The organism is Pseudomonas sp. MMS21 TM103 (assembly GCF_022132145.1).
Taxonomy (GTDB): domain Bacteria; phylum Pseudomonadota; class Gammaproteobacteria; order Pseudomonadales; family Pseudomonadaceae; genus Aquipseudomonas.
The window spans coordinates 380,553-405,477 of record NZ_JAJISP010000001.1; the positions used below are offsets into that span (position 1 = coordinate 380,553).

The following is a 24,925-nucleotide window of genomic DNA, read 5'->3' on the forward strand; positions in this document are numbered from 1 at the left end:
ACAATTGGTGCACACGCAGGACAGTGACATGATCCGGAGTGGTGCAACCGGGATCAGGGGCGCATGAAGCCGTAGTCGCGCTCATCGTCCAGGTTGTCGGCAAGGAACTGCAGTTCGGCGGCCAGATCCTGGGCATCGCGCCCAGCGCGACTGCGCTCAACCACCGCACCGAGCAAGGCGCGCAGGCTGAGCGCGGGATCGAAACCCTGCTCTTGCGCCTGGTGCAGGTTGTGTTCGATTTGTTGTTTGGCCCACTCGTGTACACCCATGAGATTGTCTCCACCGCTATGACCATCGACTGCGGACCCAGGACTGCTTAGGCCCGCAACTTGAATTCAAGGTGACCGGAGCGCCGCCCGACCACCCTCAGCGGCAGCCTGGCAGGCTGGCGATCCGGCCTGTTGATCTGGGTCAATGCCCCCACGCCCATCAGTTTGCTGAAGCCTGCGTTATCCACGCGGCAGGTTGTCGTCCTTCCAGGGCGCCGCCAGGTAGCGAGTGCGATTGAAGGTTTCCAGCCAGTCGGGGTAGAACACCACCAGCGCGGTGACGATCATTCCGTTGATGAAGGCCTCGGGGAAGATCACCATCCACAGGTAGCCGACGAAGTCCCCGAGCCACGGCGGCATCGGGAACAGGCCATCGACCCACAACACCCCCAGCCCGATCAGGATGCACAGCAAGGCGGCGAGGGCCGCGGGAAAAAAGCCGCTGAAAAAGATGTAAACGAACAGATTGCGCGACTGCGCGCGCTCGACCCGCAGCGCACAGAGCTCGGTGACCAGCACCGGAATCAGCACCAGAAGCACGCCGTTCACGCCCAGTGCGGCCAAATCCTGGCGACCCAACAGCAGCATGCCGAGCTGGGCGAAAAACCCGGCGATAATCGCCAGCGGCCAATCGAGCAGCAGGGTCACCGCCGTCATGCCGATGATGTGGTAAGACAGCCCCGAGGCGAAATCGCGACGCACCAGCCACAGCACGAACAGCGCGAGCACCGTACCGAAGACCAGGTGCTGACGCCGCAGGTCGCTGAACAACTCCAGCCACGGCGCCCGTCCTATGGCCCAGCAGACCAGCGGCAGATAAAGTGCCCAGCCGATGACCAGGCTGACGGGCGAGAGCAGTTCGGCAGCGATCATGGGTAGCGCCTACGCCTGAATGATGAACGTCGCCAGTTTACACCGGCGCCCAGGCGACAAAAAAAGCTGCGCGAGCGATCAGACACAACTCGCACTCTGTAGGGTGTCACTTGCTGAAGGCAGTGCGCCATGGTTGCTCGGAGCGACACAAAAGCTGGCGGGCTTTCGCTGCGCTCCGAGGCCGCCCTACCTCTGATCGTAACGCCGTCCGGGCCGCCCTATTTAGGCGTGAAACGATCCAGGGGTACCAAGCCCCCACGACTGCGGGCTAAGCTGTATGCATGGATGATTCCGACTATCTGCGCTTGCTCACGCATCAGGCCGAGCAGGCTAATGCGTTCCTTTCCAACGCCCGCAAGTGGGAGCGTGAGCGCTGGGTGTGCGAGCGTCTGCTGCAAGCCTTGAACGTCAGCCATCGAGTCGAGGAGTTCAGTGCGGCCGAACAGGAACCGCCGGACGTACTCTTTCGCGAAGCCAGCTTCGAGGTGTTTTTCGTGCTCGACGAAGGCCGGCGCCTTACCGAGGAGTGGCGCGCCGAACTGGAACGCCGGCGCAGTGCCTTCTCGCTCAGCCAACTGGTAAAGCGCGAGGCCAAGCCCAGACGTATTGGGGCCGCCGAGCTGCAAGCACTCCTGGCCCCGACCCTGCGCAAGAAAGCCCACAATTACAGTGAACGCGGCCTCGACCTAGGCGAACTGGACATGCTGGCGTTCGTCAGCCTGAAACGCGCCGTCGCCGACTTCAACAGCCACTTCCCGCCGCCCACCGAGTTCCTGCGCCAGGGCTGGCGTTCGCTGTCGCTGGTCGGCCCGACCTTCGCGCGGGTATTGTTCGCTCATCCCGATGCGCCAGAATTTCTGCGCAGCAACCTCGGCCGCAGCGTATTGTTCGATGTCGGCATCAGCCTGTGATGACCCGAGACACTGAAGCGCCCTGCAACCCGGCCCAGCCGATGACCGCACGCGAGAGACACTCTTCCGCCATGAGTCCATTACAAGAACTGCTCGCGGCCGTACCGCAACAAGGCCAGGTGCGCTGGATTGGCGTACGTCCTGCCTCGCGCGGCATCATGCTCGAACTGGAGGCGGTGGAGGCGCGCCGCGAAGCCGGTCTGACCGGCGACCACAGCCGTCCCGGGCCACGCAATGCGCGGCAGGTCACGCTGATCCAGTGGGAACACCTGGCGGTGATCGGCGCCCTGCTCGGCCGACCCGCCACACAACCGATCCAGCCGCAGGATTTGCGCCGCAATATCGCCATCAGTGGCATCAACCTGTTCAGCCTCAAGGGTCGGCGCTTTCGCATCGGCCAAGCCGTGCTGGAAACCACCGGTTGGTGCCAGCCCTGCGCGCGGCTCGAAGAGCGCTTGGGGCCAGGCACCTTCCAGGCGGTGCGCGGCCATGGCGGCATCACCGCCCGGGTACTGCAAGGCGGCATTATCCGTCTGAATGACGACCTGTGCGTTGAGCCCTTGTGAACGCCACGGCTAGAATAGCCACCATCCACAGGCCGGCCGAGAACCGCAGGGTTCCCCCAGGGTCTGATCCTTCGAGGTTTCTATGTCCAGCCGCCTGAATCCCGACGATCAAAAACTCGTCGACCAGTATTTAAGTGCCCCGCAACATCAAGTCGAACGTCAACCCTTCAAGGTGTGGCGCTTGCTGCTGATCATTGTCGGCGTGGTGATCGCCCTGGGCCTGCTGAGCCGCCTTCTAAGTCGCCTGGTGCTATGAGCTGCTTTGCGCTCGCCCAGCAAGACTTAACGAATTTTTTCCAAGCCTTGTGAGAGTGATCCATGTCCCATCGAATCCTGATCGTCGGCGGCGGTGCCGGCGGCCTGGAGCTTGCTACCCGCCTGGGTAGAACTCTGGGTAAACGCGGCAAAGCCAAGGTCACCCTGGTCGACGCCAACCTGACGCACATCTGGAAACCGCTGCTGCATGAGGTGGCCGCCGGCTCGCTGAACTCTTCGGAAGACGAGCTGAACTACGTGGCCCAGGCCAAGTGGAATCACTTCGAATTCCAGCTCGGACGCATGACCGGGCTCAACCGCGCCGAGCAGCGCATCACCCTCAGCGCGACGCTCGACGAGCGCGGCGAAGTGCTGGTGCCCGAACGGCAACTGGGCTACGACAGCCTGGTGATCGCGGTCGGCAGCACCACCAACGATTTCGGCACCGCAGGCGCCGCCGAACACTGCCTGTTTCTCGACACCCGCGAACAGGCCGAGCGCTTCCATAGCCAGTTGCTCAGCCACTATTTGCGCGCCCACGCCAGCCAGAGCGATACCACCGAGCAGATCAATGTGGCCATCGTCGGCGCCGGCGCCACCGGCGTGGAACTGGCGGCCGAACTGCACCATGCAGCGCATCAATTGGCGGCCTATGGGCTGGACAGTATCCACCCGGAAAACATGCGCATCACCCTGATCGAAGCCGGCCCCCGGGTGCTCCCGGCACTGCCGGAGCGGATTGGCAAACCGGTGCACAAGACCTTGGAAAACCTCGGCGTGACGGTCATGACCAACGCCTCGGTCAGCCAGGTGACCCGCGATGCCCTGCACACCGCCCAGGGCGACACCATCCCCGCCAGCCTCAAGGTCTGGGCTGCAGGGATTCGCGCGCCCGCCTTCCTCAAGGACCTCGACGGCCTGGAAAGCAACCGGATCAACCAGTTGCAGGTGCGCCCGACCCTGCAAACCACCCGCGACGACAATATCTTCGCCTTCGGCGACTGCGCCGCCTGCCCGCAACCCGGCAGCGAAGGACGCAACGTGCCGCCACGCGCCCAAGCCGCTCACCAGCAAGCCTCGCTGCTGGCCAAGTCGCTGAAACTGCGCGTCGACGGCCAAGGCCAGACTCTGCCGGAATACCGCTACCGCGATTACGGCTCGCTGATCTCGCTGTCGACTTTTTCGGCGATCGGCAACCTGATGGGCAACCTCACCGGCAGCGTGATGCTCGAAGGCTGGCTGGCGCGGGTGTTCTATGTCTCGCTCTACCGTATGCACCAGATGGCGCTGTACGGCCCACTGCGCACGATGCTGCTGATGCTCAGCGACCGCATCGGCCGCAGCACCGAGCCACGCCTGAAACTGCACTGAGTGTGGCGCGCCAGCGCTACGCGCTGGATGGCGCTGGCTGAGCTTGCGGGAGCGTCCAGGTGGCGTTCCGTGCCCCCGGCTCGATGCTTCCGCTTGTTGGGCGGGCCATATCCGCCATCGCCGCGGATCGCGGGGCCCATAGGGATGCGGAAAATGCCGCGAGCCCGTCGGGAACGGGCGCGGCCCTCCTACCGGGAATTGCGCTGTCGGCTGCGCTTGTAGGAGAGCCCGCGCGGCGCTCCGTGACCCTGGCGCGATGCTTTGGCTTGTTGAGCGGACTACGTCCGCTATCGCCGCGGGTCGCACCTCCTACAGGTAATGCGCTGCCTGCTGCTTTTGTCGGAGGGTCCGGGCGGCATCGCGCGACCCGCAGGGATGTGGGAAATGCCGCAAGCCCGTCGGAAACGGCCCTCCTGCAGTGGAGTTGTAGCGTTGCGGCAAATCGCGCCCATAAAAAAAGCGCCCCGGAGGGCGCTTCCTTTATGGTTGCTGATGAACATCTCATCTCAACCTTAAGATTCAACGCTGCAAACAACTGCAGGTGAAAATGGTGGGTCGTGTGGGATTCGAACCTACGACCAATTGGTTAAAAGCCAACTGCTCTACCAACTGAGCTAACGACCCAAAAATGGTCGGGGTAGGGGGATTCGAACTCCCGACATCCTGCTCCCAAAGCAGGCGCGCTACCGGACTGCGCTATACCCCGGTTGAAAGATTGGCTCCGCGACCAGGACTCGAACCTGGGACCCAATGATTAACAGTCATTTGCTCTACCGACTGAGCTATCGCGGAACTACGTGCTTTCAAATCTCTTTCTACTAGGCTTCGGCGTGAACCGTTTCCCGTGTCTGAGGCGCGCCATTTTACGTTTCCGCAGCCGCCTGTCAACCCCTTAAATTGCTTTTATGACAATGCTTTGCACGTAAGTGGCGTGCCTGCTATATCTTCCTTTAGTCTGATCAGCGCAGGATGTAAGCCACACGGCTCCAATCAGGAAAGTCCATGAGCAGCCAGGACATACCACCGAACCCGCCAAAAACTGCGCAGACCCTCGCCAGCCGTGGCATTCAGCCTCGCTTTGGCGAGCTGGTGCAGAGCTGTCGCACACTGGTGATGAATCGACTGGCAGAGCAACTGACCAGGGTTTTCGGTCAAGTCGATGACACCCTGTTCGAGTGCGCGGAAAAGGCCGAGAACAATCAGGTACAAACCCTGTTCTTCGACAGCATGCGCGAGATTCGCAAGCAGCGGCCGCAGATCGAACGAATCTACCACCAGACCATCTCGCAGAATTTCTCCGACTTTCTTGATGGCAAGCTCAAGCCAGCGCCCAGCACCAAGCAACTGGATGCCGAACAGCTCACCCTGGTGCAGGACGAGGAGTACGAGGAAAGCCTGCTGATCAGCGCCATGATCAGCCAGGTCAAATCACGCTGCACGCAACAACTGTTTGCCCTGGAGCAGCGCCTGGCCCTGCTCAACAATGGCAAACAGCTGATCGAGGAAAACAATCCCTTCGGGCCGCAGATGATTGCCCAGGCATTTCGTCAGGCCTTGGCGCCCAGCCCACTGCCGCTGCGGATCAAAGCCATCCTCTACCGCCTGTTCGACAAGTACGTGATGCTCAGCCTGGATACTGTATATAGCGCCCTGAACCAGCGCCTGATCGACGCAGGTGTACTGCCCACACTCAAGTTCAGCGCCCAGCGCGCCGAAAACTCCAAACGAGCGGACAAGCCACCCAACGCAGCCGCCACCGCGCCGCAACGCCCAGCCGACATTCCGGCCCAGGCCAGCGCCCCCCCCTCGACCAGCGCACCCGACGGCTCAGCCCCGCCACTGCCGTTTGACCTCAATGGCCCGCCCCCGAACAACCCCACAGCGCTGCTGCAGGGTCTGGCCGCGCTGCTCGGCGAGCATCGCCAGCGCGATATTGACGCGCCATTGCTCGGCGGCACACGCAGCATTGCCAGTTTTGCCCCGCGCGATGCCACCAGCACCTACAGCGCCAGCGATCTGCTCGACGCCCTGAACCGCATGCAGCGCCAGTCTGCCGAAGAGTTGGCGCAGCGTCTGCACAGCCCGCAGCAGGTCGAAGGCTTGAAGGCCGACTTGCAGCGGCAACTGGAAGCCTTCAGCCAACGCCCGGGCCAACAGAAACTGTCGGAGCAGGAGGCCGACGTGATCGACCTGGTCGGCATGCTGTTCGACTTTATCCTCGACGACACCTGCCTGATCGACAGCTACAAGACCACCCTCTCCCACCTGCACACGCCCTATTTGAAAGTGGCGCTGCAAGACAAAGCGCTGTTCACCCAGCACCAGCATCCGGCGCGCCGCCTGCTCAACAGCATGGCTCAGGCGGGCGTGCTCTACGGCGGTGAAACCAATGAACGTGCGCTGCTGGCCAAGATGCAGTGGGTAGTGGAACAGGTGGTCGGCGCCGGCAGCGGCGATCTCTTGCTGTTCGAGGGACTCCTCGTCCAATTCGACGCCTACACCGCCACCCTCAAGCACAAGGTCGAACTGCGCGAACGCCGCGCCGTGGAAGCCGTCAAGGGCCGCGACAAGCTGCTCGGCGCCCGCCAGCAGGCCATGGACGTGATTGCCCGCTGCCTGAGCCAGCGCCAGACACCCGCTATCATTCGCAACTTTCTCGAGCTGACCTGGACCGACGTCCTGGTCTTTACCCTGCTCCGCCATGGCGAGAACAGCAGCGAGTGGCAGCGCGCCGGGGAAGTGGCCGAACAACTGGCCTGGAGCGGTACGCCGCTGGATGAAAATGGCCGCCAACAACTGCAAGCGCTGCGCGTGGCACTGCTGGATGATTTGCGCAAAGGCCTGCAACTGCTCGGGGGCTACCACGAGGACGGCATTCGCCGCCTGCTGCAGGATCTGGTCGCCTGCCAATACGCTGCACAGGCCAAGCAACCGCAACTCGCCGATACCTTCGCCCCACAGCTCCAGCCGAGCACGCTGGGCGCCATGCTCGGCGAGGACGCCATGCTCGCCACTCTGGCGCCACGCGAATCCGGCCTGTCTGCCCGCGCGCAGGAATTCGCCCGGGAGCTGAGCCAGATCGAATTCGGCACCTGGTTCGAATTTCTCACCGACAACCAGCCCCACCAGCTCAAGCTCTCCTGGTTCAGCCCGACCACGCGCAATTACATGTTCGTCGATCACAGCGGCCAACGGGCGGCGATCAAACCATTGACCCTACTGGCCACTGAAATGGAACAGGGCCTGGCCCGCATCGTTCCACCCGAAAGCGATGCGCCGCTGGTGGATCGTGCCCTCAACGCCATCTATCGTGTATTGCAGCGCTTTAGCGGCCGCACGAGCAAACCCCGCTAACCTGCCAAGGAGCCTCCATGGAAGATCGTCGCCAGCACAGCCGGCGCAGTACCGAGCTGCAGCTGGAAGTCTTCGAACTGCATACCGGCCAACGCCTCGGGCGGGTGGCAGACCTCTCTGCCGATGGCTTCATGCTGTTCAGCGACAAGCCGCACCGAGCGGACAGCCTGGTCGAATGCCGGCTGGTCAGCGAAGAGGTGATCGAGGGCGTCGGCGAGATCCAGCTGAACGTCGACTGCTTATGGAGCCGCCCCGGCGCCGACGGCCAACACTGCTGGGCCGGTTTCCATATCATCGAGCTGGAACCAGACCAGTCCGCAGCACTGGCTGTGCTGCTCAAGCACCTTTAAGCGCCCGATGCCCCTGTGAGCCGCTGGATGGTGTTGAGCGCATCCAGCGCAGCCGTACCCACAGTCTCGCGACCACCCATGAGCGCATAAAAACGCCCCGCACGGCGAAGGCCGTGACGGGGCGTCGATATTGTGGCGAACTCAGACGAAGACGATTTCGTCGTTCTCGACTGTGCCGGTGATGGTGCTGCCAGGGCCGAACTTGCCGGCGAGGATCAACTGCGCCAGCGGGTTTTCGATCCAGCGCTGGATCGCCCGCTTCAGCGGCCGCGCACCATAGACCGGGTCGTAGCCGATGGCGACCAGCTTGTCCAAGGCCTCGTCGCTCAGCTCCAGACTCAGCTCGCGCTCGGTCAGGCGCTGGCGCAAGCGACCCAGCTGGATTTTCGCGATCCCGGCAATCTGCTCACGGGCCAGCGGCTCGAACACCACCACTTCATCGATCCGATTGACGAATTCCGGACGGAAATGCTTGCTCACCGCATCCATCACCGCCGCATGTTGCGCCTCGCGATCACCGGCCAGCTCCTGGATCTGCGCGGAGCCGAGGTTGGAGGTCATCACGATCACGGTATTCTTGAAGTCGACGGTACGCCCATGACTGTCGGTCAGGCGGCCATCTTCCATGACCTGCAACAGGATGTTGAAGACGTCCGGGTGCGCCTTCTCCACCTCGTCCATCAATATCACCGAGTAAGGCTTACGCCGTACCGCCTCGGTCAGGTAGCCGCCCTCTTCGTAGCCGACGTAACCGGGCGGGGCACCGATCAGCCGCGACACGGAATGCTTCTCCATGAACTCGGACATGTCGATGCGCACCAGCGCCTCCTCGGTATCGAAGAGGAACTCGGCCAAGGCCTTGCACAGCTCGGTCTTGCCCACCCCGGTCGGGCCGAGGAACAGAAAGGAGCCGCTCGGCCGGTTCGGGTCGGACAGCCCGGCGCGCGAACGCCGTACCGCACTGGCCACAGCGACCACCGCTTCATTCTGGCCGATCACCCGCTGGTGCAGCAGGCCTTCCATCTTCAGCAGCTTGTCGCGCTCGCCTTCGAGCATCTTCGAGACCGGGATACCGGTCCACTTGGACACCACCTCGGCAATCTCTTCCTCGGTGACCTTGCTGCGCAGCAGCTGGTTCTCGGTCTTGCCGTGCTGGTCGACCATCTGCAGGCTGCGCTCCAGATCCGGAATGATGCCGTACTGCAGTTCGGCCATGCGACTGAGATCACCCTTGCGCCGCGCGGCCTCCAGCTCCTGGCGCGACTGTTCGATTTTCTGCTGGATCTGTGCCGAACCCTGCACCTCGGCCTTTTCCGCCTTCCAGATGTCTTCAAGGTCGGCGTACTCGCGCTCCAGCCGGGCGATGTCTTCCTTGAGCTTGTCCAGGCGCTTGATCGCCGCCTCGTCGTCTTCCTTCTTCAACGCCTGGGCTTCGACCTTGAGCTGGATCAGCCGGCGCTCCAAACGATCGAGCACCTCCGGCTTGGAGTCGATTTCCATGCGGATACGGCTGGCGGCCTCGTCGATCAGGTCGATGGCCTTGTCCGGCAGCTGGCGGTCGGTGATGTAGCGGTGGCTGAGTTTGGCCGCGGCGATGATCGCGCCGTCGGTGATCGCCACCTTGTGATGCACCTCGTAGCGCTCCTTGAGGCCACGCAGGATGGCAATGGTGTCCTCCTCACTCGGCTCATCGACCAGCACCTTCTGGAAGCGGCGCTCCAGGGCGGCGTCCTTCTCGATGTACTGGCGGTATTCGTCCAGCGTGGTGGCGCCGACGCAATGCAGTTCACCGCGCGCCAAGGCCGGCTTGAGCATATTGCCGGCGTCCATGGAGCCCTCGGCCTTGCCGGCGCCAACCATGGTATGGATTTCGTCGATAAACAGGATGATCCGCCCTTCCTGCTTGCCCAACTCGTTGAGCACCGCCTTCAGGCGCTCCTCGAACTCACCGCGGAACTTCGCCCCGGCAATCAATGCGCCCATGTCCAGCGACAGCACGCGCTTGTCCTTCAGGCCATCCGGCACTTCGCCGTTGACGATGCGCTGGGCCAGGCCTTCGACGATCGCGGTCTTGCCCACGCCCGGTTCGCCGATCAGCACCGGATTGTTCTTGGTACGGCGCTGCAACACCTGGATGGTGCGACGGATCTCGTCGTCACGGCCGATCACCGGATCCAGCTTGCCCTCCTCGGCGCGCTTGGTCAGGTCGACGGTGTATTTATCCAGCGCCTGACGAGATTCCTCGGCATTCGGGTCATTCACCGCATCGCCGCCGCGCAGGTTGCTGATGGCGTTTTCCAGGGCCTTCTTGCTCACGCCCTGGGCGAGCAGCAGTTTGCCCAGCTTGGTGCCTTCGTCCAGGGCGGCCAACAGCACCAGCTCGCTGGAGATGAACTGGTCACCCTTCTGCTGGGACAGGCGGTCGGCCTGATTGAGCAGGCGCGCCAGATCCTGGGACAGGTTGATGTCACCGGTAGGGTTCTGGATCTTGCCCAGGCGATCGAGCTCTTTGCTCAGTGCCTGGCGCAGGCTGCTGACGTCGAAGCCAACCTGCCTCAGCAGCGGCATGATCGAGCCGCCCTGCTGGTCGAGCAGAGCCTGCATCAGGTGCAATGGCTCGATGGCGGCATGATCGAGGCCAACGGCCAGGGATTGGGCGTCGGATAGTGCAAGCTGCAGCTTGCTGGTTAAACGGTCGATTCGCATTGCGTCATCCTTCCTTTAAGAGCAGGCCGGCGCGATGGACACCCCTGTATTGAAAGCCTGCCGAGATGAAGACTAGATGAGGACGATTGTGCAAGTTTCAAGCGCGGCGACGTTGATCTGGGTCATACCCAGCAGTGGATGGGCGTTCCGCGCGGTGCGCCCGGACGGCAACTGGTTCGGCGCGTAGCGACAGCCCGCCAGCGTCTGTGTTGCGTCAATGAACCACGGCGCACTGCCGGCGGCGAGTGACAACCCATGAGAGCAGCAGGATCGGTCTCGCCCATAAAAAATGCCGCGCACTTGAGACAAGTGCGCGGCATCGATGCTGCAGCTCGCTGCTCAGGTATTCAGTCGAACAAGCCGAAGGTCATATAGCTGAACCAGGAACGCTTACGGCCCTGGGTTTTCTGGTTCGGCTGATCTGCGCCTGGCGACTTCAACTCCTCGGGAATCTGCTCTTCGGCGTCTTCATACTGGCGGACCACGTCCTGATTGGCGCGGGTTTCGCCCGGCGGCAACGGCGTATCGCTTTCGATCAGGCCGAGCGTGGCCTTGGTCAGCCAGGAACGGTTGTCGGCTTCCTCACGGGGCACGAACTCGCCATCGACCAGGCTTGGGTGATCCGGATAATTGAGCTTGAGGGCTTCCAGGCTGGTCGCGGCCAGTTCGTCCAGGGTCAGGCGCTGGTATGCCTCGGTCATCACTGCCAGGCCGTCGCCGACTGCCGGGGTTTCCTGGAAGTTCTCCACCACATAACGACCACGATTGGCGGCCGCCACGTACGCCTGACGGGTCAGGTAGTAGTGAGCCACATGGATTTCGTAAGCTGCCAGCAGGTTGCGCAGGTAGATCATGCGCTGCTTGGCATCCGGCGAGTACCGGCTGTTCGGGTAGCGGCTGGTGAGCTGGGCGAACTCGTTATAGGAGTCGCGGGCAGCGCCGGGGTCGCGCTTGCTCATGTCCAGCGGCAGGAAGCGGGCGATCAGGCCACGGTCCTGGTCGAAAGAAGCCAGGCCCTTGACGTAATAGGCGTAGTCGACGTTCGCATGCTGTGGATGCAGGCGGATGAAGCGCTCGGCGGCGGACCTTGCGGCTTCCGGCTCGACGTTCTTGTAGTAGGCGTAGATCAGCTCAAGCTGGGCTTGCTCGGCATAACGGCCGAACGGATAACGTGATTCCAGAGCCTTGAGCTTGGTCACCGCACTGGTGTAGCTCTTGCTGTCCAGATCGCTTTGAGCCTGCTGGTACAGTTCGGACTCGCTCAGGTTCTCGTCGAGTACGTCCTTGGACGAGCAGGCAGCGGTAAGGGCGAGGATGGCGATCAGCAGCAGGTGTCTCACTTGCATGGCGGCTTGCGTCCCTGTGACGGCGGCTGTCTTGAGCAAAGCCGTCCTGTTATGATGAGCGCCCCTGGTGACCCTGGGGCAAAGACGCCGTATTTAACCACAAGCGCGTAGCCGAAACCAAAAGTAGGGCCTGTTGACGCTGCATATTGCCACCACCTTCGGTGGTTATGCGGCAAATGCAGCCAGGCCGTATCGCGGGGCTTGCCACTGTAGCGATCATTCGGCGGCGTCCCACGCCTTGCCTGGGCTAAGTTGTCGCAGCAATGCAGCGTGCAATGAAACATCAACCGACCCACAGGTCCCCCACCGTTGCCGAGCATGTCCTCTATTATTAAGCAGACCATTGAACTGAACGCCGAGGTGCCCACTGACATGGGCGGCCAACGCCTCGACCAAGTCGCCGCCCAACTATTCGCCGAGCACTCGCGTTCGCGCCTGTCGGCCTGGATCAAAGAGGGGCGGCTGACTGTCGATGGTGTCGTGGTACGTCCGCGTGACATCGTGCATGGCGGTGCAGTACTGGCGCTGCGCGCCGAGCAGGAGGCCCAGGGCGAGTGGATCGCCCAGGACATCGCCCTGGATATCGTCTTCGAGGACGACCAGATACTGGTGATCAACAAGCCTGCGGGTCTGGTGGTGCATCCGGCCGCAGGGCATGCCGATGGCACGCTACTCAACGCCTTGCTGCACCATGTGCCGGACATCGTCAACGTGCCGCGTTGCGGCATCGTCCACCGCCTGGACAAGGACACCACCGGACTAATGGTGGTGGCCAAGACCATCGAGGCACAGACCCGCCTGGTCGATCAACTGCAGAAGCGTACAGTCAGCCGGATCTACGAGTGCATCGTGATCGGCGTGATCACCGCCGGCGGCAAGATCGACGCCCCCATTGGCCGCAGTGCGGCGCAGCGCCAGCGCATGGCCGTCAGCGACGGCGGCAAGCCGGCAGTCAGCCATTACCGGGTGCTCGAGCGCTTCCGCTCGCATACCCATGCGCGGGTCAAGCTGGAAACCGGGCGCACTCACCAGATTCGCGTGCACATGAGCCATGTCGGTTATCCGCTGGTCGGCGACCCCGTCTACGGCGGGCGCTTCCGCATCCCGCCTGCGGCCAGCCAGACCATGGTGCAGAGCCTCAAGGAGTTCCCGCGCCAGGCGCTGCATGCACGCTTCCTCGAACTGGACCACCCGATTACCGGGCAACGCATGAAGTGGCAGTCGCCGCTGCCGGATGACTTCGTCTGGTTGCTGACGCTCCTGCGTCAGGATCGCGAGGCATTTATCGGGTGAGCCGCTGGGCCCATGACTGGCTGACGCCAGAGTGGCCTGCACCCGCCTGGGTCAAGGCCTGCATCACGACGCGTAGCGGTGGCATCAGCGCCGCCCCCTTCGACAGTTTCAACCTCGGCGAGCATGTCGAGGACGATCCCGTTGCCGTGACGAAGAACCGCCAGCGCCTGGTCAGCCAGCTGGGCTGCAAGCCGGCCTGGTTGCACCAGGTGCATGGGGTTGCCGTGGTGCCTGCCGAGCCGGGCGAAGTGATTAGCGCCGACGCCAGCTGGACCGCCACGCCGGGGATCGCCTGCACCGTGATGACCGCCGACTGCCTGCCCGTGCTGTTTTGCGATCGTGCCGGCAGTCGCGTCGCTGCCGCCCATGCCGGCTGGCGCGGGCTGGCTGGCGGCGTGCTGGAGGCGACACTGGATGCGCTGGCCGTGGCGCCGGAGGACGTATTGGTCTGGCTTGGACCGGCGATTGGCCCGCAAGCCTTCGAAGTAGGCGCCGAGGTGCGCGATGTGTTCATGGCCGTGCATCCGCAGGCCGCCGACGCCTTCGTTGCCAGCGTCAACCCGGATCGCTATATGGCCGACATCTATCAGCTGGCACGTATCCACCTGGCGGCGCGTGGGGTTACGGCTGTCTATGGTGGCGGGCTCTGCACCTACAGCGACCCGCGCTTCTACTCTTATCGCCGCGCCGCCCAGACCGGTCGCTTCGCTTCGTTGATCTGGCTGGCCAGCTGATTCTTTAACGCCGTTCTTGTCGGCCGTCACTGGCCGCCGACCGTGCACCCTGGTTACTCGACGCGGCCTACAAGGCAGGCGGGCTGGCGCTGCGCTCCGAACGGATCGCCGCCCGAGCCGCCCTACCCGCAGGCAGTGCACCGGCGTGCATCGGCGCGGCGCAAAGCCGGCAGCCTGTCGCGGCGCGCTGGTCGGGACGCCTACATACTGCCCTGCACCTCAATCGCCGATCTGCCAGCCCGAGGTGATCGGGTAACGGCGGTCGCGACCGAAGCCGCGCTGGGTGACCCGTACGCCGACCGCGGCCTGACGGCGCTTGTACTCGTTGAGATCGACCAGGCGTAACACGCGCTTGACCGTATCCGCATCGAAGCCCTCGGCGATGATCGCATCGGCCGACAGGTCGTACTCGATGTACAGCTTGAGAATCTCGTCGAGTACCGGGTACGACGGCAGCGAGTCCTCGTCCTTCTCATCCGGCGCCAGTTCGGCTGAGGGCGGCCGGTCGATGACCCGCTGCGGGATCACCGGCCCGCAGCTGTTGCGGTATTCGCAAAGGCGAAACACCAGGGTCTTGGGCACATCCTTGAGCACATCGAAACCGCCGGCCATGTCGCCATAGAGGGTGGCGTAGCCGACCGCCATTTCACTCTTGTTCCCGGTGGTCAGCACCAGGTAGCCCGTCTTGTTGGAGAGGGCCATCAGCAGCGTGCCGCGGCAGCGCGCTTGCAGATTTTCCTCGGTGGCATCGCGGGGCCGGCCCTCGAAGACCGGAGCCAGGGTGGCCATGAAGGCCTCGACCATTGGCCCGATCGGCAGTACTCGATAGGTCACGCCCAGCGCACGGGCTTCGGCCTCGGCGTCCTCCAGGCTGATCTGCGCGGTGTAGCGGTACGGCATCATCACTGCTTCGACCCGTTTCGCACCCAGCGCATCGACTGCCACCGCCAGGGTCAGGGCCGAGTCGATGCCTCCGGACAACCCGAGCAGCACGCCCTTGAAGCCGTTTTTGCGCACATAGTCGCGCACGCCCACCACCAGCGCCTGATACACGCTGGCCTCCAGTTCCGGCAGCGGCACGCAATTGGCCGGCCGCGGCCTGACCCGCTCGCCATCGCACACCAGGTCCACCGGGTACAGGCCCTCGGTGAAGGCCGCCATGCGCTGACTTATTCGACCGCCGGCGTCGACCACGCAGCTGCCGCCGTCGAACACCAACTCATCCTGGCCACCAACCTGGTTGACGTAGACAATCGGCATCGCCCCTTCACGCGCACGATCGGCCAACTCCTCTTCGCGCTCGCGCTGCTTGTCGAGGTGGAACGGCGAAGCGTTCAGGCTCAGCATCACTTGCGCCCCGGCGTCGCGGGCCTGGGCCATCGGCTCGGCGAACCAGATGTCCTCACAGATACTCAGCGCCACCGCCACGCCCTTGATATCGACCACGCAGGGCTGGTTGCCGGGTTCGAAATAGCGCTTCTCGTCGAACACCCGGTAGTTCGGTAATTTCTGCTTGTAGTAGCGGGCCAGCAACTGGCCGTCGGCGATCACCGCGCAGGCGTTGTAGCGCAGTTCCTCCTCCAGCCAGGGATAGCCGACCACCAGATAGATGCCGCTGACTTCGTCCTGCAGGCGCTGCAAGCCCTGCTCGATACGCCGCTGCATGCTCGAGCGCAGCAGCAGATCCTCCGGCGGATAGCCGCAAAGCGTCAACTCGGGGAACACGATGACATCCGCCAGCCACTGATCACGGGCGTTGCATGCCGCCTCGATGATGCTCTCGGCGTTGCCGTGCACATCACCTGCGCGCAGATTCAACTGGGCCATCACGACCCGCAGGGTTTGGCTCATGGCTGCCTCCACCTCATAAGTCCCACTTCGACTGCGCCCGACGGCTCAGTCGTAACATTGCACCGTCCACTTCTCAGCATAGGGTTTAACCGGCGGTGAAGCATGTTGCGAACGCATTCACAGGCAAAACACCCGATTCCTAGACACCTCAGCCGCAAGGAGAACCGTCGGCCTCGGGTAATCCATGACCTCCGGCACGATCTGCAGCCCTGGCCGATGGTTGTTGCCAACCGGGAAGCAGAATAGCCGCTGTGCTGACGCCACATCCTTGGCTAAACTGCCAGGCTTTCCAATAAACTGCCTTTCCACCCAAGAAGAGAGCGTTATGGGCCTGTTCCGCCTGCTGTTCTGGATAGCCATTATCGCCGCCGCCTTCTGGCTCTGGCGGCGCGTTACCCGCCCCGCGCGGCGCTCCGAGCCAAAGCGGCAAAACCCCGCGCCCATGGTGCGTTGTGCCCACTGTGGTGTTTATCTGCCGCGCGAAGAAGCGTTGACCAAGGCTGACCAGTGGTATTGCAGTCAGGCCCATCTCAAGCAAGGCCCGAAACCTGGTGAGCGCTGAAGCCTTAGCGCTCAGCGGTATCCAGGGCCGTCGCGTACTGCGGCTCTACCACCTGTATCGCCTGACCATCGGCCTGGTACTGGTGCTGTTGATATCCAGCGACATGGATACTCAACTGCTGAAGCTGGCTAACGCCGAGCTGTTTCGCTATGGCAGCTGGTGCTACCTGATCCTGAATATTCTGGTGGCCGTGACAGTCCAGCGGCCCAAGCACCTGGCGCAGATATTCAGCCTGGCCCTGGTTGATGTGATCCTGCTGTCCGCGCTGTTCTATGCGGCCGGCGGCACGCCCAGCGGCATCGGCAACCTGCTGATCGTGGCGGTGGCCATCGCCAACATCCTGCTGCGCGGACGCATCGGCCTGCTGATCGCCGCCGTCGCTGCCATGGCCCTGATCTACCTGACCTTCTACCTCAGCCTGACCCGTCCGGAAGCCAGCGCCCAATACGTGCAGGCCGGGGCGCTCGGCGCCCTGTGTTTTGCTGCCGCCCTGCTCCTGCAGGGGCTGACTCGGCGCCTGCAAGTCAGCGAAAGTCTGGCCGAACAACGCGCGGCCGATGTTGCCAGTCTGGAAAACCTCAACGCTCTGATCCTGCAGCGCATGCGCACCGGCATCCTAGTGCTCGACGAGCAGCATCGGGTACTGCTGGCCAACCAGGGCACGCTACAGCTACTCGGTCGCGAGGCGCTGACCGGCAAGATCCTTGACCCGCATTGCCCGGAGCTGGTCAAACGCCTGCAGCAATGGCTGCACAACCCGACCCTGCGCCCGGCGAGCCTGCAGGCCTTTGCCGACGGCCCGGTGCTGCAACCGAGTTTCATTGCCCTGCAGCGCAGCGAAGAGCGGCACACCCTGGTGTTTCTCGACGATATTTCACAGATTGCCCAGCAGGCCCAGCAACTCAAGCTCGCCTCCCTCGGTCGTCTGACCGCCGGCATCGCCCATGAGATCCGCAACCCGCTCGGCGCCATCAGTCATGCGGCGCAGTTGCTGCAGGAGTCGGAAGACCTGCACGGCCCGGACCAGCGCCTGGCGCAGATCATCCAGGACCACTCGCGGCGGATGAACCTGGTGATCGAGAACGTTCTACAGCTGTCGCGGCGACGCCAGGCCGAGCCACAGCTGCTGGACCTGAAATACTGGCTGCACCGCTTCGCCAGCGAGTTCCGCAGCTCGGCGCCGCCGGGGCAGACACTCCACCTGGAGACCCAGAGCGGCACCGTGCAAACCCGCATGGACCCGCACCAGCTCACCCAGGTACTGACCAATCTGGTAGAAAACGCCCTGCGCTACAGCGCGCAAAAACACCCGCAAGGACAGGTCTGGCTGAAACTGTTCCGCGACGCGAGCAGCGACCTGCCGGTACTGGAAGTACTCGACGACGGCCCAGGCGTGCCGCCGGAGCAACTGCAAGACATTTTCGAACCATTCTTCACCACGGAAAACAAAGGCACCGGCCTGGGCCTGTATATTTCCCGCGAGCTGTGCGAAAGCAACCAGGCGCGACTCAACTACAAACCACGTGAAGGCGGCGGCAGCTGCTTTCGCATCACCTTTGCCCATCCACGCAAACTGAGCTGACCATGACCCGCCAGAGAGCCCTGATCGTCGACGATGAGCCCGATATCCGCGAACTCCTGGAAATCACCCTGGGCCGCATGAAGCTCGACACCCGCAGTGCCCGCAACGTCAAGGAAGCGCGCGAATGGCTGGCCAAGGAGCCGTTCGACCTGTGCCTGACCGATATGCGCCTGCCCGACGGCACCGGCCTGGACCTGGTACAGCACATTCTGCAGCGCCATCCGCAGGTGCCGGTGGCCATGATCACCGCCTACGGCAGCCTGGACACCGCGATCAACGCATTGAAAGCCGGCGCCTTCGACTTCCTGACCAAGCCGGTCGACCTCGGCCGCTTGCGTGAACTGGTGGCCACCGCCCTGCGCCTGCGCTCGGCGGACAGCGAAGAGCTGCCGGTGGACAGCCGGCTGCTCGGCGAGTCACCGCCCATGAAGGCGTTGCGCAAGCAGATCCTCAAACTCGCGCGCAGCCAGGCGCCGGTGTATATCAGCGGCGAATCCGGCAGCGGCAAGGAACTGGTCGCCCGCCTGATCCACGAACAGGGCGGTCGCAGCGAACAGCCGTTCGTGCCGGTGAACTGCGGCGCGATTCCGTCGGAGCTGATGGAAAGCGAATTCTTCGGCCATAAGAAGGGCAGCTTCACCGGTGCCATCGAAGACAAGCAGGGCCTGTTTCAGGCGGCCAATGGCGGCACCCTGTTTCTCGACGAAGTCGCCGATCTGCCCTTGCCCATGCAGGTCAAGCTGCTGCGCTCGATTCAAGAGAAAGCCGTACGCGCGGTCGGCGGCCAGCAGGAACTGGTGGTCGACGTGCGCATTCTCTGCGCCACCCACAAGGACCTGGCCGCCGAAGTCGCCGCCGGGCGCTTCCGCCAGGATCTCTACTACCGGCTGAACGTCATCGAACTGCGCGTGCCACCGCTACGCGAGCGGCGTGAAGACATCGCCCACCTGACCGAGGTGATGCTCAAGCGCCTGGCCGAAGGCCCCGGCCTGAGCCCGGCCAGGCTCGACGCAGAGGCGCTGGACAAGCTCAAGAGCTACCGCTTCCCCGGCAACGTACGCGAGCTGGAGAACATGCTCGAACGCGCCTACACCCTGTGCGAAGACGACCGGATCACTGCCGCCGACCTGCGCCTGGCCGACGCTTGCGGCGCCAGCGAAAACGGTGATGCCAGCCTCGCGCAGATCGACAACCTGGAAGATCACCTGGAAGACATCGAGCGCAAGCTGATCATGCAAGCCCTCGAAGAAACCCGCTGGAACCGCACCGCCGCCGCCCAGCGCCTGGGCCTGAGCTTCCGCTCGATGCGCTACCGGCTGAAGAAACTGGGCATCGATTGAGCGACTGCCGATGGCTATCGCTGCGCTCAACCGCATCCTAACAAGTCCCCAGGCCACCAACCCGCAGGATGGCGTGGAGCGCAGCGATACCCATCAGAGCGATCCGGATGTATCCGCGAAATCCACGCCGACACGAGCACTCCACGGATTATGCGGGGGCTTACTCGAGCCAAGTGATTGGTTGATGATCCGTGCGGCCACCGGTGGGCTGGAGCAGATCGCCGCCCGGCCCACCCATCTATTGCTCTGGTACCCACGCCGCGCGACCTGAGCGGGGTTACCACGCAGAGCATGGGAACCAGGCAAAGCCAAAGCATCGCGCCGGGGCGGCCCTCCTACAAAAAAGCAGCGAACACAGCATTCCCTGTAGGAGGCGCGACCCGCGGCGATGGCGGACAACGTCCGCCCCAAAAACCAAGGCATCGCGCCGAGGCAGCCCTCCTACAAAAGCAGCGAACAGCGCATTCCCCTGTAGGAGGCGCGACCCGCGGCGATGGAGGACAACGTCAGCCCCGAAAATCAAAGCATCGCGCCGGGGCGGCCCTCCTACAAAAAGCAGCGGACAGCACCTCCTCAGCCCAGGCGTCCTGCGGGCGCATAGGGTGCCGGATCGATGATCGGTTCGCGCCCGAGCAGCAGATCGCTCAGCAACTGGCAGGAGGCCGGTGCCAGGACCAGGCCATTGCGGAAATGGCCGCAGTTCAACCAGAGGCCTTCATGCCCCGGCACCGGGCCGATAAAGGGTAGGCCTTTCGGTGATCCTGGGCGCAAGCCGGCCCAATGGCCCACCACGTCGGCATCGGCCAGCGCCGGCAACAGCCCGACCGCCGACGCCTTGAGGCTGGTCAAGGCCTCTTCGGTAGGCGTCTTGTCGAACCCCACGTGCTCGAGGGTACTGCCGATCAGGATATGGCCATCGCGACGGGGAATCGCGTAACGCCCGTTGGCCAGCACGATACTGGTGAGGAAATCCTCGGCGCACTTGTAGAGGATCATCTGCCCCTTCACCGGCTCGACCGGCAACTCGATGCCCAGGCTGCGCAACAACTCGCCACTCCAGGCGCCGGCGGCAACCACGACGCGATCGCCACGCATCTCACCGGCTGAGGTGTGCACACCACAAATCCGCTCGCCCTCGCGGATAAATCCGCGCACCGCCGATTGCTCATGCACGGTCACGTTGGGCATTTGTGCCAGCGCCGCGCGCAACGCCTTGACCAGGCGCGGGTTGCGCACATTGGCCACATCCGGCATGTGCAGCGCCTGTGAGAAGCGCTTGGCCAACGCCGGCACCGCCCGATACACCGCCTCGACCGGCACCGCCCGCATCGGCCGCTGTTCACGCGCGGCCCAGGCCAGGGGGGCGGCTTGTTCCTGATCGAGCCAGTACAGGCCGGTGACATACACCTCGGGATCGATGCCGGTGTCGGCCAGCAACTGCGCCCCCAATTGCGGGTAGAAATCCTGCGACCAGTGCGCCAGGGCCGTCACTGCCGGGCTGTAACGCCAGGGATAGAGCGGTGAAACAATACCGCCGCCGGCCCAGGACGATTCACCACCCACCGCGCCCTGATCCAGCAGGCATACTTCGACACCGGCCGCGGCCAACAAACGCGCCGACAACAACCCGATAGCGCCACCACCCACCATCAAGACTCGCATAGCTTCTCCAAAAAAACGGGCCGCAAAGGCGGCCCGTTATACGTCATAAGCCCGCTAAATTTCTACCAGCACGCTTGCACGGTCCGGCTCGCGTCGTTCAGCGTTTGCGCACCAGTGTGGGCAATCCGGAAATCGCCACAGGGGTCGCCGGCCATGCGATTGACACGCGTGGCCTGCAGCAGGAAGGAGGTCGCGGTGGCTACACCTTGCACCGCCAGGGTGTAGTTAGCCGTGCCTGCATCCGGTACCTGGCTGGCGAATACCGCGGCCAGATCGCCACCCGCATCCAGATAGGAGCCCTGCAGCGAGTAATAGCGTTCCAGCGCCTGAGCGCCCGCCAGCAGCGCGGTCTTGGCCTCGGCGCGCTTGGCCCTGTTCATGTATTCCGTGTAGTTCGGGTAGGCGATCGCGGCGAGGAGGCCGATCACCGCGATCACGATCATCAACTCGATCAGGGTAAACCCCTTCACCCTGCTCATCGGATCTGATTCCATGACTGGCGGCCCTCGATGATGTTCAGGGTGTTGGCCGCCGGTACACAATCATCGATACCGGTGCCGCGACAGAGCCAGTACTTCTTGCCGTCGAGCAGGTCGAAGGAGCCGGTTGGGATGCCGGTGCTCGAACCTATGCCGGAAGCCGGCAGCGGGTTGCCATCAGCGTCGATAATGCTGTCTGCTGCGTCGAATTTGCCGTCCTTGTTCATATCGAACAGCACATATGACAAACGCCCCCCCGTCGCCAGATTGACCACCATGGTCCAGCCGGACCCACCGGCCTGACAGGGATCAGCCGAAGGAATGGCCGTCTCGAACACCAGGCGGTCGAGCAGAATCCGTGGGGCGAAGATCACCCGTTCGCCCTCTGCGCCCTTGACCGGGGATTGCAGATCCAGATACCAACCGCGCTTGCTCGCCCAATCGATGCCGTCAGGGCTTGCCGGCGCATCCAGGGCTCGTACCTCACGGCCGAACGCCGGACCCTCGAAGAGGATGGAGCGACCTTCCAGTTCCGTCCGCCCGCTGAAGGCGATCGAGGCACCCGCACTGCTGGGTTTGTCCCAAATGCCGTAGAAGGTTTGCCCGCTCGTGTCGCTCACATCGCCTGCGGTATACATGCGGCCGGTGCCGAAATAGACGATCACCCCCTTCACCACACCGCCGGGGTGGTAGGCAATTTCCGGCTTGACCGTGATCGGCTGGCGCTTGCCCGCCGCATCGGCCGCGATGTACAGCGGCTGCGGCTGCCCGCCCGATTTGAGGCTGACCTGGAAATCGTCCACCCCGTCACCCGTGCTCTTGAGCTCGAACTTCCACAGATTGCCGCCGAGATCCCCGGCGTAGACATCCTTGACATAGATATTGCCGCTGGCGTCCGCCGCATAGACGAAGGAAGGGCTGGCCAATCCGCCGGTTGCGCTGCCCGCCCTGACCTTGTTTACCGCGCCGCTGGTCAGGTTGACGATGAACAACACCGAGTCATCATTGGTGCTGCCATGACCATTGCCGAAAATCGCCGCCCAGCTACCGTCCTTCATCCGACCGATCAAGGGTTCGCCAAAGTTGTAACCGAGGTCGGCATCATCCTTGATCTCCCAGAGCACCTTGGCCGCGCCGAACCCGGCGCCACTGGTATCGGTCACATCCAGGGCGAACACACTCTTGCCGCCCGCGCCCAGGCTGCCCAACAGCACGGTCTTCCAGCCGCCATCAAGGACAGCATCGCGCACATGCAGTTTGCCGTCGACGTAGTAGCGGTGTTTGTAATTGCTGCTGGCCAGCTCCTTGATCGCAGGCAGGGCGCCATTGGGCATGTAGGCAAACAGTTCATTGCCCGCATTGGCGTTGAACGCATGCAGGAAGCCATCGTTGGCGCCGACGAACAGGGTCGGCACCTTGCTCGCCTTGGCGGCGACAAACTGGGCGTACGTCTGACCGCTGGCCGGCAGCGGCACTCGGCCATTGAAGCCCCAGTCCTGCTTGTTGGCGATGACCAGGGTGGAGTTGACAATATCGCCGAGCAGCGTGCTGCGCTTGCGATACTTGAGGCCGGCCGGCGCCTCATTCACGCGACTGCCCATCACATAATCGAATAACGCTTCGCTATTGTCGAAGTACGCTTTCATTGGCACCGCCAGACTGCCCCAGGACAGGGCTACACCGGCACTGCCATCATGCGAGAACAAGCGCCGTGACGGGTAACTCAACTGGCTGCTCGCCTCCCAGATCTGCTTGAAGTCGATGCCGGTGCTGGTCTGCGTTGGTTTTTTGGCCAGCAACTTGCCGGACCAGTCGGCGCTGGAATAAAGCGCCTCGTAGACCAGGGTATCGCTGTCCAGACGCCGAGCGGTCGGCACCGCGGCCGTACTCGACCCCGTGCGATTGGCGACCGAACTCAGGGTATCGCTCAAGGCGGTGGCGAACTGCTGAGGATCCCGGGCATTGAAGAAATCACCGCGGCTATTGATCCCGGCATGCAGCAGATCATCGATCTTGGCCGCGCTGTTGTCATCTGGCCGGGGATCCAGCCAATTGATCACAGCGCCAGTCTTGACGGCATCAAACCCTGTTTTAGACGCAATCGAGCCGCTGACGCCAAGACCAACGCCGAAGGTCACCATGTGCTGCCAGAAAGCGGGATCGGCCGGATCGGTCGGCACCCGGTTATCCAGCGTGGGATGAAGGTCGCGGTTCCAGTAATACATGGCCACATCGGCCAGGGTGTCGGGGTAGCTGTCGCTGAATGGCGACTTAGGCGCATAGCGGTAGGACTGCCCGTCAGGACCGGAGATGGTCAGGCCATTGAGGTTGTCCACGTTCTTTCGTGCATCGCCTGCCGAGGCGGAATCGCCATTCCAATAACCGTCGGTGGTCAGAATCGTATAGCTCTGCCGACAGGAGAACGATTCGCCCCCGGCCAGCCCTGGAGTCGAACTCCAGGGACCGTACTGGTCCTGTCGGGAAAAATACTCTCCGGCATCGCCAAGCGCCCGACGCAGCGGTGTACCACCATTGGCCTGAGTGGCGAACAGCCAGCTATAGAAATCCGTTCGCCCGGTATCCTCGAAGCGCCGCACCCCACGCTTAACGGTTGTGGTGCCAACCGTATCCACCGATACGCTGCCTTGGTTGATGGAGCCGTAACCAACCCGAATATCGCCGGGTTGTTTGGCAAAGGCATCGCTGACGCCGGCCTTGGCCGCCATCAGACGGGTACGATAATAGGAGAACCAGTTGGCGAAGTTTTGCTCGACAGCAGCGGAACTCGGCAGCGAGACCCGCTGATAGCAGGTGTCGGCGGTGGTGCTGCCGCAACCACTGATAAAGGAATAGTAGAAGGCCCTGCTGGAGCCGGACGCGGGTCCGACCACGAAACCCTTGTATCCATCACGGGACGGCCGGTAGAAGTCATCCATGATGGCCCGGTAGTTGTCACTCAGGTTGATCGCCGTACCCGACTGGGCGTAACCATCCAAATATGCCGAGCTGAAGATGGCATTGCTAGAGCGGGTCCCATCTGCCTTGAGCGGCGGCAGGTAACTGACATCAGGATTGTAATAAATCGTGTTCAGCTTACTGGAGACCAGGTAACGATGGCCCGTCTCGCTGCAGAAGTGGGTATAGGTTCCGGCGTAATTGCCACGATCTCGGCAGCCGCTACTGGAAGCTGGTCGCTGATTCACGTCCAGATAAGAAGGGCGCAACTCATCGGGCATAAAACCCCAGCGCATCGACCCGGAATCATCCAGCAGGAACATGACATTGGGTTCGACCTGCCCGCCCAGGCTCAAGGGCACCTGCGCCGGGGTGAAAGCGGCCACGGCACTCTGGCTGAGCGCGAACGTCAGCAGGCCGGCAAACAGCGCGCGAGCGGCGAACAAGCGTTTCGACATATTCATCT

20 protein-coding genes and 3 tRNA genes are annotated in these 24,925 nt (G+C 63.1%); 12 read left to right on the plus strand and 11 right to left on the minus strand.

Annotation, left to right across the window (positions count from 1 at the left end):
- Positions 1–53: 53 nt before the first annotated feature.
- Positions 54–269 carry a hypothetical protein gene (locus tag LJY18_RS01790; RefSeq protein ID WP_238040020.1) on the minus strand — a complete coding sequence of 72 codons (216 nt, stop codon included), beginning with the start codon at positions 267–269 and terminating at the stop codon, positions 54–56.
- Positions 270–449: 180 nt separating this feature from the next.
- Positions 450–1,142: an energy-coupling factor ABC transporter permease gene (locus tag LJY18_RS01795; protein WP_238040021.1), complete on the minus strand. Its 693-nt coding sequence runs from the start codon at positions 1,140–1,142 to the stop codon at positions 450–452.
- A 281-nt stretch (positions 1,143–1,423) separates the two neighbouring features.
- Here LJY18_RS01795 and LJY18_RS01800 point away from each other — a divergent pair, with 281 nt between their 5' ends.
- From LJY18_RS01800 to LJY18_RS01815, 4 genes are all read left to right on the plus strand, one after another.
- Positions 1,424–2,053, plus strand: coding sequence for a DUF1780 domain-containing protein (locus LJY18_RS01800; protein ID WP_238040022.1), 630 nt, complete (start codon positions 1,424–1,426; stop codon positions 2,051–2,053).
- Between the two features lie 71 nt (positions 2,054–2,124).
- The gene (locus LJY18_RS01805) at positions 2,125–2,619 is read left to right on the plus strand and encodes an MOSC domain-containing protein (RefSeq protein ID WP_238040023.1); all 495 of its coding nucleotides are present in this window, start codon (positions 2,125–2,127) and stop codon (positions 2,617–2,619) included.
- Between the two features lie 82 nt (positions 2,620–2,701).
- Positions 2,702–2,875, plus strand: coding sequence for a DUF3094 family protein (locus tag LJY18_RS01810; protein WP_238040024.1), 174 nt, complete (start codon positions 2,702–2,704; stop codon positions 2,873–2,875).
- 62 nt (positions 2,876–2,937) lie between these two features.
- Positions 2,938–4,245, plus strand: a complete 1,308-nt coding sequence (locus LJY18_RS01815) for an NAD(P)/FAD-dependent oxidoreductase (protein WP_238040025.1) — start codon at positions 2,938–2,940, stop codon at positions 4,243–4,245.
- A 548-nt stretch (positions 4,246–4,793) separates the two neighbouring features.
- Here LJY18_RS01815 and LJY18_RS01820 read toward each other — a convergent pair.
- The 3 genes from LJY18_RS01820 to LJY18_RS01830 all read right to left on the minus strand — a co-directional run bounded on the left by LJY18_RS01820 (position 4,794) and on the right by LJY18_RS01830 (position 5,037).
- Positions 4,794–4,869 (minus strand) — tRNA-Lys (locus LJY18_RS01820).
- Positions 4,870–4,874: 5 nt separating this feature from the next.
- A tRNA-Pro gene (locus tag LJY18_RS01825) sits at positions 4,875–4,951 on the minus strand.
- A 10-nt stretch (positions 4,952–4,961) separates the two neighbouring features.
- A tRNA-Asn gene (locus tag LJY18_RS01830) sits at positions 4,962–5,037 on the minus strand.
- Between the two features lie 210 nt (positions 5,038–5,247).
- Between LJY18_RS01830 and LJY18_RS01835 the strand changes: the two genes are divergently transcribed.
- On the plus strand, positions 5,248–7,599 hold the full coding sequence (locus tag LJY18_RS01835) for a DUF1631 domain-containing protein (RefSeq protein WP_238040026.1): 2,352 nt from the start codon (positions 5,248–5,250) through the stop codon (positions 7,597–7,599).
- A 17-nt stretch (positions 7,600–7,616) separates the two neighbouring features.
- The gene (locus tag LJY18_RS01840) at positions 7,617–7,949 is read left to right on the plus strand and encodes a PilZ domain-containing protein (RefSeq protein WP_238040027.1); all 333 of its coding nucleotides are present in this window, start codon (positions 7,617–7,619) and stop codon (positions 7,947–7,949) included.
- A gap of 141 nt (positions 7,950–8,090) precedes the next feature.
- Here LJY18_RS01840 and clpB read toward each other — a convergent pair whose 3' ends face one another.
- Positions 8,091–10,655 (minus strand): ATP-dependent chaperone ClpB, encoded by a 2,565-nt coding sequence (gene clpB / locus LJY18_RS01845; protein ID WP_238040028.1) that lies wholly within the window; start codon positions 10,653–10,655, stop codon positions 8,091–8,093.
- 347 nt (positions 10,656–11,002) lie between these two features.
- A complete protein-coding gene (locus tag LJY18_RS01850) occupies positions 11,003–12,001 on the minus strand; it encodes an outer membrane protein assembly factor BamD (RefSeq protein ID WP_238040029.1) in 999 nt (332 codons plus the stop codon).
- A gap of 318 nt (positions 12,002–12,319) precedes the next feature.
- Between LJY18_RS01850 and rluD the strand changes: the two genes are divergently transcribed.
- Complete coding sequence (gene rluD, locus LJY18_RS01855; RefSeq protein ID WP_238040030.1) at positions 12,320–13,294, plus strand: 23S rRNA pseudouridine(1911/1915/1917) synthase RluD; 975 nt, start codon at positions 12,320–12,322, stop codon at positions 13,292–13,294.
- Positions 13,291–14,028 carry a peptidoglycan editing factor PgeF gene (pgeF, locus tag LJY18_RS01860; protein ID WP_238040031.1) on the plus strand — a complete coding sequence of 246 codons (738 nt, stop codon included), beginning with the start codon at positions 13,291–13,293 and terminating at the stop codon, positions 14,026–14,028. Before rluD ends, pgeF begins: the two co-directional genes overlap by 4 nt.
- Before the next feature lie 219 nt (positions 14,029–14,247).
- Here pgeF and LJY18_RS01865 read toward each other — a convergent pair whose 3' ends face one another.
- A complete protein-coding gene (locus LJY18_RS01865; RefSeq protein ID WP_238040032.1) occupies positions 14,248–15,879 on the minus strand; it encodes an NAD+ synthase in 1,632 nt (543 codons plus the stop codon).
- A gap of 325 nt (positions 15,880–16,204) precedes the next feature.
- Here LJY18_RS01865 and LJY18_RS01870 point away from each other — a divergent pair, with 325 nt between their 5' ends.
- Genes LJY18_RS01870 through LJY18_RS01885 form a run of 4 tightly spaced genes read left to right on the plus strand, consistent with a single transcriptional unit; the run spans position 16,205 to position 19,634 of the window.
- The gene (locus LJY18_RS01870) at positions 16,205–16,441 is read left to right on the plus strand and encodes a PP0621 family protein (protein ID WP_238040033.1); all 237 of its coding nucleotides are present in this window, start codon (positions 16,205–16,207) and stop codon (positions 16,439–16,441) included.
- Positions 16,431–18,023, plus strand: a complete 1,593-nt coding sequence (locus LJY18_RS01875) for an ATP-binding protein (protein ID WP_238040034.1) — start codon at positions 16,431–16,433, stop codon at positions 18,021–18,023. Before LJY18_RS01870 ends, LJY18_RS01875 begins: the two co-directional genes overlap by 11 nt.
- A 2-nt stretch (positions 18,024–18,025) precedes the next feature.
- Complete coding sequence (locus LJY18_RS01880) at positions 18,026–19,363, plus strand: sigma-54-dependent transcriptional regulator (protein ID WP_238040035.1); 1,338 nt, start codon at positions 18,026–18,028, stop codon at positions 19,361–19,363.
- Between the two features lie 10 nt (positions 19,364–19,373).
- A complete protein-coding gene (locus tag LJY18_RS01885) occupies positions 19,374–19,634 on the plus strand; it encodes a hypothetical protein (RefSeq protein ID WP_238040036.1) in 261 nt (86 codons plus the stop codon).
- A 302-nt stretch (positions 19,635–19,936) separates the two neighbouring features.
- Here LJY18_RS01885 and thiO read toward each other — a convergent pair whose 3' ends face one another.
- The 3 genes from thiO to LJY18_RS01905 form a co-directional block, all read right to left on the minus strand.
- Complete coding sequence (thiO, locus tag LJY18_RS01890; RefSeq protein ID WP_238040037.1) at positions 19,937–21,025, minus strand: glycine oxidase ThiO; 1,089 nt, start codon at positions 21,023–21,025, stop codon at positions 19,937–19,939.
- Between the two features lie 62 nt (positions 21,026–21,087).
- A complete protein-coding gene (locus LJY18_RS01895; protein WP_330872706.1) occupies positions 21,088–21,504 on the minus strand; it encodes a type IV pilin protein in 417 nt (138 codons plus the stop codon).
- Positions 21,501–24,923 carry a pilus assembly protein gene (locus LJY18_RS01905; RefSeq protein ID WP_238040038.1) on the minus strand — a complete coding sequence of 1,141 codons (3,423 nt, stop codon included), beginning with the start codon at positions 24,921–24,923 and terminating at the stop codon, positions 21,501–21,503. Before LJY18_RS01905 ends, LJY18_RS01895 begins: the two co-directional genes overlap by 4 nt.
- Positions 24,924–24,925: the final 2 nt, after the last annotated feature.

What these genes read in the sequence shown, in the direction of transcription:
- LJY18_RS01885 (WP_238040036.1), top strand. Translation starts at nt 19,374, where the DNA reads ATGGCTATCGCTGCGCTCAACCGCATCCTAACAAGTCCCCAGGCCACC.
- LJY18_RS01805 (WP_238040023.1), top strand. Translation starts at nt 2,125, where the DNA reads ATGAGTCCATTACAAGAACTGCTCGCGGCCGTACCGCAACAAGGCCAG.
- LJY18_RS01835 (WP_238040026.1), top strand. Translation starts at nt 5,248, where the DNA reads ATGAGCAGCCAGGACATACCACCGAACCCGCCAAAAACTGCGCAGACC.
- LJY18_RS01850 (WP_238040029.1), bottom strand. Translation starts at nt 12,001, where the DNA reads ATGCAAGTGAGACACCTGCTGCTGATCGCCATCCTCGCCCTTACCGCT.
- LJY18_RS01800 (WP_238040022.1), top strand. Translation starts at nt 1,424, where the DNA reads ATGGATGATTCCGACTATCTGCGCTTGCTCACGCATCAGGCCGAGCAG.
- LJY18_RS01880 (WP_238040035.1), top strand. Translation starts at nt 18,026, where the DNA reads ATGACCCGCCAGAGAGCCCTGATCGTCGACGATGAGCCCGATATCCGC.
- LJY18_RS01815 (WP_238040025.1), top strand. Translation starts at nt 2,938, where the DNA reads ATGTCCCATCGAATCCTGATCGTCGGCGGCGGTGCCGGCGGCCTGGAG.
- LJY18_RS01865 (WP_238040032.1), bottom strand. Translation starts at nt 15,879, where the DNA reads ATGAGCCAAACCCTGCGGGTCGTGATGGCCCAGTTGAATCTGCGCGCA.
- LJY18_RS01790 (WP_238040020.1), bottom strand. Translation starts at nt 269, where the DNA reads ATGGGTGTACACGAGTGGGCCAAACAACAAATCGAACACAACCTGCAC.
- LJY18_RS01840 (WP_238040027.1), top strand. Translation starts at nt 7,617, where the DNA reads ATGGAAGATCGTCGCCAGCACAGCCGGCGCAGTACCGAGCTGCAGCTG.
- LJY18_RS01905 (WP_238040038.1), bottom strand. Translation starts at nt 24,923, where the DNA reads ATGAATATGTCGAAACGCTTGTTCGCCGCTCGCGCGCTGTTTGCCGGC.
- LJY18_RS01870 (WP_238040033.1), top strand. Translation starts at nt 16,205, where the DNA reads ATGGGCCTGTTCCGCCTGCTGTTCTGGATAGCCATTATCGCCGCCGCC.
- thiO (WP_238040037.1), bottom strand. Translation starts at nt 21,025, where the DNA reads ATGCGAGTCTTGATGGTGGGTGGTGGCGCTATCGGGTTGTTGTCGGCG.
- clpB (WP_238040028.1), bottom strand. Translation starts at nt 10,655, where the DNA reads ATGCGAATCGACCGTTTAACCAGCAAGCTGCAGCTTGCACTATCCGAC.
- LJY18_RS01810 (WP_238040024.1), top strand. Translation starts at nt 2,702, where the DNA reads ATGTCCAGCCGCCTGAATCCCGACGATCAAAAACTCGTCGACCAGTAT.
- LJY18_RS01795 (WP_238040021.1), bottom strand. Translation starts at nt 1,142, where the DNA reads ATGATCGCTGCCGAACTGCTCTCGCCCGTCAGCCTGGTCATCGGCTGG.
- LJY18_RS01895 (WP_330872706.1), bottom strand. Translation starts at nt 21,504, where the DNA reads ATGAGCAGGGTGAAGGGGTTTACCCTGATCGAGTTGATGATCGTGATC.
- rluD (WP_238040030.1), top strand. Translation starts at nt 12,320, where the DNA reads ATGTCCTCTATTATTAAGCAGACCATTGAACTGAACGCCGAGGTGCCC.